Source organism: Endozoicomonas sp. ALC020 (assembly GCF_049275935.1).
GTDB lineage: Bacteria > Pseudomonadota > Gammaproteobacteria > Pseudomonadales > Endozoicomonadaceae > Endozoicomonas_A.
This window is the reverse complement of sequence record NZ_CP184830.1, coordinates 2,371,041-2,377,500: the sequence shown is the minus strand read 5'-3', so window position 1 is coordinate 2,377,500 and position 6,460 is coordinate 2,371,041. Positions and strand designations below refer to the sequence as shown.

Here is a 6,460-nt window from a genome sequence, read left to right as displayed (position 1 = left end):
TAACCACAGCCAGTGCACCGGTAGCACCAGAAATCATGCCCGGACGACCACCGATTGCAGCTGTGATAAGACCTACCATAAACGCAGCGTAGAGACCCACTAGTGGTTCAACACCCGCAACAAATGCAAAAGCTACCGCTTCGGGCACCAATGCCAGTGCTACCGTGAGACCTGACAACAGGTCATTTTTCATGGTAGCTACCTTACTAGCTTTAAGATCGAACAACATTGCCTCCGATTCAAACAGGCAGGTGGGTGGCGAAAGATTAGTTTTTAATTATACGAGCCGATATGGGTTTGTCGGATAGAAAACCGTTTTAAATAGCTCTATGCCCAATAAAAGGAACACTGCTCTGTTTGATAAACAGAGGCAAAGAGTTAATTTTCAGGGAGAAACATTACGTGAATTCTAAAGAAGAGACTGGCAGAAGACAACGACCAGATAGTCTTGAAAATGACGGTTCCTGACCCGTTCGATTGTTGTCAATGATAGAATCAAAATCCTGTCGTTCATTCTCTTAACTCGCTCAGAAGCATCAGCTACAGGCTTTCTGAATGCAATGGTTTATTTCCTGAATTTTATGACAACAGTGCCGGCAATTTTGTCATGCCATCCTTGCCTTTTTTTATCCACTACGATCCAGAAAAAACCCAAAAACAGGGGTAAAATTGAGATAAAGTAAGCCAGGTAGCGAATGATAGACTGAGACAGGCTTGGAGCAAGGCCGGTCTTTTCATCAACGACTTTCATGGTAATAAGCATTTTGCCCGGTGTAGCGCTCTTGTAATGCCAGAACAAGACAACCGCCATCGCCGGAAATAACCAGTTGATCATGATATCGACCGGATCCAGGAGCTGCTTTGAATCTTTCATTGTCATCTGGTTACCGTCAATCATCATGGCAAGCGGTAGAGTAATGATGATCAGAACCAGTGTATCGATCAACGTTGCCCAGAATCGGTCGAGAAATCCAGCATATTCAAAGTTGTCTGATCTTTGAGGATTTAAATCGAGCTCAGACATTATCAGTCTCCTGGTTTACAGTCATCTGTCATTAGCGGTAGAGTCGGCAAACCCAGTCAAATTCTTAGTCTGCCGGAAGGACTGCGGAACCTTCCGAATGCTATCTCAACCCTGTGAAAGCAGATCTTTAATGGATGACTCCAGTTCCTGAGGCTTGGTTGTGGGTGCATATCGCGCAACCACTTCACCCTGACGATTCAAAAGAAACTTGGTGAAGTTCCACTTAATATTTTTAGTCCCCATCAAACCGGGCGCTACTTGCTTCAGATCCTTGTAGAGATTAGCAGCACCGTCGCCATTCACTTCTACTTTTTCAAAGACAGGAAATGTGACGCCATAATTTTTTTCACAAAAAGCACCGATTTCACTACTGTCACCGGGCTCCTGTTTGCCAAACTGGTTACAGGGAAAACCCAGCACCATCAGCCCCTGCTCTTGATACTTCTTGTACAGTTCTTCCAATCCTTTGAACTGAGGAGTAAAACCACACTGGCTTGCAGTATTAACAATCAACACTACCTTACCTTTGTATTCAGCCAGAGACTGGATATCACCGCTTAACAGAGGCATTTCGTATTTCAGAACATCCATCAAGTCTATCCTTACCTGATTAAAAAAGGTTATACCTCATTTTTTCCAAATTGGATGAAAAAAATATTAGCAGAGCTTTAGTATCAGATAGAGTCACGGAACGGGAATAAAAAAAGGCGGCTTGGGACGAGCCGCCAAAACGATGAGGATATGCGAGTCACTGGTAGCTGTTTACCAGTTAATCAGGTCAAAAAGTCTAGTTTCGATAGGCGACTCCTTTCTTCTTGCCAATGAGAATGATTCTCATTCTACACCTAACCTGCCCTTTTGCAAGTTAATTTTTGTTTTTTTGAAAAATACAAGGCGCCCACGGTCACGATTATTCTGCCAGCCCTTCGTTGATCGCCTGCTCCAGTGCATCCATGGCTTCCTGAGCATCCGGACCAGAGGCTTTGACTTCTATGGTGGTGCCTCTGGTAATCCCGAGACTCAATAGTTTCATCAGGCTTTTGCCGTTAATAAATGCGCCACTTTTATCAGGGTTTCTAACGTCTATCCGGCACTCAAAAGGCTTGATAGTGGATACAAAGACCTTACCAGGACGGGCATGCATTCCATTCGGATTAAAAATAGTGAACGCCCGGCTAAGCACTTCCTTTTCCGGTGCAGGCCAGACACTCCCTCTTGACGCCGTAGCTTTCAATGCAAATGGAGAGTTAGAATCAACACGTCTACGAACCCGTTCTTCAGAAATCAGCTCAGGCACTCTGGGCGGAGAATTAATAGCATCAATAACGTCCTGGGGGTTTTCTGTTTTTGCCAGAGTGCTGCATAGCTCGTCGTTACCGAGCATTCGTGTCAGCCCTCTCAAAATCTGCAGATGTTCATTGGAGCAGGCTGCTATGCCAACAGCCATGAAGACCTTTTCACCGTCACCCCAGTCAACGCCGCGAGGAAACTGGAGAATGACCACGCCGGTTTTGATGACAGCATCACGAGTGTTCGGCGTACCATGGGGGACAGCAATACCATTTCCAAGGAACGTGGAGGAAATGGCTTCACGCATTTTTAAACCAACCGTGTAAGCTTCAGTGGTATATCCAGCCTCAACCATTTTCTGGCCGATTAGCTCTATTACCTCCAGCTTATTTTCAGCAGACTGATTCAGGAAAATATTGGATAAGTTCAGTGTTAACATATGAGCCAGATCGTTACGGCAGAGTCTGGAATATTAGCTGAACTCCGTCACCAGCGACGACCAGGCTTCAGACATTAGCGTATCTTAGTGACAATCTTTTTGTCCGGTGAAGAAATCCTGTAATTCCAAAACCAGACGACAACCAGTGCCGGAAAAAACCATTTGATCATGATATCTCCCGGCACTGATGCTGCCCTGAATTTTCAATCATCAGCTGATTGCCACCAGCCATCATGGTAAGCAGGAGCAAAGTAACAATCATCAGAAACGAGGTTTTGAATCCAGCTCACAAAACGGGAGCTTCCCCATTTATTTGCCATGCTATCAATCAGAAATCGTCACAAGCCCGATTCATTCAAGCTGTTTCACTTTTTCTTCGGCATCAACTCAAGATCTATCACCTTAAAGTGACCTGAGCGCCCCTTTGACTGAGAATCACGAGAGGGAACAAAACTGACGCCTTTGGGATTACGCTTGTTCATCCTGAAGTGATCGACCCCGTAACTGGGAAAGCGGATCGCTTTTGATTCTAATCTCAGATCCTCCACCACATCCCCGTTAGGCAAAGCAAGTGTGCCAGCAATGACGGCATTGTAGACAACACCTACCCCATAACGATTGTCGGAGGTCAAATTGAGTTCGACGTCGGGGCTGCCATTCTCCAAAAAATTGGCGTTCAGTGTGGGGAGGGTAAAATCCAGTCTATTATCTTCTGAGAGTCCAAAGAATACGGAATCTTGAATGTATCGGTCAACCAGCCAACTGAACAACATCCAGTTCATGACAGCAAGCCCATACTGCTCTTGGAGGTGAGGATCCTGGAGATAGGGGCCAGCATTTGATATCTCCAGCTTGTACTTGTAAGAGATTACCTCGTCAGCTGCCTTCTCATCTGCCTTATAATCACCCTTGTCGGTTACGAGCAACCCCTGTGTTTCGAGCGGCACGTAGAAAAGCTGTCCTGTTGCCAGTTGCTCTAGTTTGAGAATACCCCAAAAGCTTTCTCCTTCCAGCTGATCAATGTCGAAGCCCGCCCCGGGTTTTTTCAACAGCGACTCATCTACGCAAAAGCGTTCAAGTTCACCATCATGATCGCCTCGCAGCAGCATGCTGGCCAAATTATAGAATTGGCTGTGGCTGTCAGTGCTAGACCTCTTGTGAAACGGTGTGACAATTTTGAGTGCACCAGGTAAATACGTATCACTTTGACAATACTCCTCGCCGCAAATACCTTTCGCATCCCCACAAGAAAACTGGTAACTCGACTCTGTCGTATCCTTCGAAGCCGGAGGAGCCTCGGCATCAGGAGGAACCTTGGCATCAGGAGGAACCTTGTCCTCAGGAGGAATCTCGTGATCAAGAGGAGCCGCTAAAGGAGAGGCCAGGGCGGCAGGAACAGAAAAGGCCAGAGCCAAGCTCAGGCAGGAGACTCTTAACAGATTCATGACTAGAATCCTCACAGTTAATTACATACTCTTGAGGTCAATGCCACTGGCTGAGACTAGTCGATCTCTGCCTGAATGCAAATTAGTCACACGAGAAATTCAAAGAAAGGAATGTGAAACCATAATTTTTTTATAAATGATAAGCACCGATTTCACTTGGCTTCAGACATTGGCGTACTTCTCAGCATGACCCAGCCAGCGCAGGATCAATGGCTCTGCGTTTTGTGGTGCCTCTTTCAAGACACTCTGGGCTGCATCCCTGACCTGATCCAGCAAAATGGCATCCCGTTCAAGATCGGCTACCTTGAACTGGGCAAGCCCGGTCTGTCGGGTACCGAGCACTTCACCCGGTCCACGTAATTCCAGGTCTTTTTCAGCAATGACAAAACCATCGCTGGAGTCGCGCATGACTTGCAAACGCTCTCTACTTTGCTGCGAAAGCGGGGCGTGATACATCAGAAGACAGTGGCTCGCTATGCTGCCCCGTCCGACACGACCTCTTAGCTGATGCAATTGAGCCAGACCCAGACGCTCCGGGTTTTCAATAATCATCAGGCTGGCATTGGGTACATCTACTCCTACTTCGATAACTGTAGTGGCCACCAACAGATGCATGTGTCCGGATTTGAAAGCATCCATCACTTCAAGCTTTTCAGCCGCTTTCATTCGACCATGAACCAGTCCTATAGAAAGCTCAGGCAATGCCTCACGTAACTGTTCAGCCGTCACCTCAGCTGCCTGGCACTGCAAGGCTTCTGATTCTTCAATCAAGGTACAGACCCAATAGGCCTGACGCCCCTCCAAACAGGCTGAGCGCAGTCGCTCTATCACCTGATCACGGCGGTCATCGCCAATCACGACCGTATTAACCGGTGTTCTGCCCGGAGGTAATTTATCGATAACGGAACAATCCAGATCAGCGTAGGCACTCATAGCCAGCGTTCGGGGAATAGGCGTTGCGGTCATAATCAGCTGATGAGGTTGCCCACCTTTCAACTCACCCTTTTTTCGCAGTGCCATTCTCTGATGCACACCAAAACGATGTTGCTCATCGATAATGGCCAGACCCAGCTTCTTGAATTGCACGTCTTCCTGAAAGAGGGCATGAGTGCCCACAACCACAGCCGCATCGCCCCGGGCAATCTCTTCCAGAACCTGCTGACGCTTCTTCCCTTTGGTTTTTCCTGACAAATAGGCGACAGAAACCCCCAGAGGTTTCAGCCACTCTTTAAAGTTTTTTTCGTGCTGCTCAGCGAGTATTTCCGTGGGAGCCATAACAGCAGCCTGATAATCGTTCTCGACCGCCTGAAGTGCCGCCAGGGCAGCCACCACCGTTTTACCTGAACCCACGTCGCCCTGAACCAATCTCAACATGGGATCAGGCTGCATCATATCCTCACTGATTTCCGCCAGTACTTTTTCCTGAGCCCCTGTCAGGGAAAATGGCAACTGCTCACGAAAATCACGGGTTAACGTCTGCCTGGGTGACATTGCATAACTTTTTACTGTTCGGATCAGGCTACGCAGCTTCTGCATGCTCAGGTTGTGAGCCAAAAGTTCTTCAAAAGCCAGTCGTATTTGCGCCGGATGGCGACCTTCAGAAAGCAGTTCAAGAGAAACATCGGGGGGAGGCGAGTGCAGGAACTCCACCGCATCCACCAGCGCGCCAAGCTGGTACTGCCATCTGACATTTTCAGGCAGCCACTCCTGAAGCGCATCAGGATGATCGAGTTTTTCCAGCGCCTGTACACAAAGGCTCCGAATTCTCTGCTGGTTAAGCCCTTCAGTTGCCGGATAGACAGGCGTCAGGGTTTCCTCAACATCCAGATCATTATCCGGTTTGATGACCCAGTATTCAGGGTGATAAATCTCAAGACCGCTGGCTCCTCTTCGGGGCTGACCAAAACAACGAACCTCAGTACCCGGTTTGAGGCTATTCTTCTGTGCGCTGGAGAAATGATAGAACCGCAATCCCACAGAACCGGTGCCATCACTGATGCGGCAAAGCAGACTCTGGCGTTTCCCCATCAAAACATCAGACGCTACAACAGAGCCCTGAATGACATAATCCCCTTCCGGATGAATAGCGGCAATAGGTGTAATGCGGGTACGATCCTCGTATCTCAGGGGCAGGTGAAAAAGCAGATCCTGCAGGTTGTGAATATGGATTTTTGCCAACTTGTCGGCAAGTGCAGCCCCAACACCTTTCAGCGCTGTCACAGGAATCTCATGCAGGGGCTTCACCATATCACCTCAATAAAC

At 47.9% G+C, this 6,460-nt stretch carries 6 protein-coding genes (1 of these 6 running past the window's edge); all 6 read right to left on the bottom strand.

The genetic code is table 11. The features are described 5' to 3' along the window. Positions 1 to 193, bottom strand: the 5' portion of a protein-coding gene (locus ACOJUO_RS08395) for a SulP family inorganic anion transporter (RefSeq protein WP_422139512.1). 1,334 nt of this gene lie to the left of the window's left edge; 193 of the gene's 1,527 nt are visible here — the first part of the coding sequence; the start codon lies at positions 191 to 193; the stop codon falls past the left edge of the window. A 372-nt stretch (positions 194 to 565) separates the two neighbouring features. Continuing rightward, positions 566 to 1,024, bottom strand: a complete 459-nt coding sequence (locus ACOJUO_RS08390; RefSeq protein ID WP_422136281.1) for an RDD family protein — start codon at positions 1,022 to 1,024, stop codon at positions 566 to 568. A gap of 105 nt (positions 1,025 to 1,129) precedes the next feature. Further along, positions 1,130 to 1,615: a glutathione peroxidase gene (locus ACOJUO_RS08385; RefSeq protein WP_422139511.1), complete on the bottom strand. Its 486-nt coding sequence runs from the start codon at positions 1,613 to 1,615 to the stop codon at positions 1,130 to 1,132. Between the two features lie 319 nt (positions 1,616 to 1,934). Continuing rightward, positions 1,935 to 2,753: an HPr family phosphocarrier protein gene (locus ACOJUO_RS08380; protein ID WP_422139510.1), complete on the bottom strand. Its 819-nt coding sequence runs from the start codon at positions 2,751 to 2,753 to the stop codon at positions 1,935 to 1,937. A gap of 365 nt (positions 2,754 to 3,118) precedes the next feature. Beyond that, positions 3,119 to 4,198: a hypothetical protein gene (locus ACOJUO_RS08375; RefSeq protein ID WP_422136278.1), complete on the bottom strand. Its 1,080-nt coding sequence runs from the start codon at positions 4,196 to 4,198 to the stop codon at positions 3,119 to 3,121. A 162-nt stretch (positions 4,199 to 4,360) separates the two neighbouring features. Next, complete coding sequence (recG, locus tag ACOJUO_RS08370; protein ID WP_422139509.1) at positions 4,361 to 6,445, bottom strand: ATP-dependent DNA helicase RecG; 2,085 nt, start codon at positions 6,443 to 6,445, stop codon at positions 4,361 to 4,363. Positions 6,446 to 6,460: the final 15 nt, after the last annotated feature.

What these genes read in the sequence shown, in the direction of transcription:
- ACOJUO_RS08390 (WP_422136281.1), bottom strand. Translation starts at nt 1,024, where the DNA reads ATGTCTGAGCTCGATTTAAATCCTCAAAGATCAGACAACTTTGAATAT.
- ACOJUO_RS08385 (WP_422139511.1), bottom strand. Translation starts at nt 1,615, where the DNA reads ATGGATGTTCTGAAATACGAAATGCCTCTGTTAAGCGGTGATATCCAG.
- ACOJUO_RS08380 (WP_422139510.1), bottom strand. Translation starts at nt 2,753, where the DNA reads ATGTTAACACTGAACTTATCCAATATTTTCCTGAATCAGTCTGCTGAA.
- ACOJUO_RS08375 (WP_422136278.1), bottom strand. Translation starts at nt 4,198, where the DNA reads ATGAATCTGTTAAGAGTCTCCTGCCTGAGCTTGGCTCTGGCCTTTTCT.
- recG (WP_422139509.1), bottom strand. Translation starts at nt 6,445, where the DNA reads ATGGTGAAGCCCCTGCATGAGATTCCTGTGACAGCGCTGAAAGGTGTT.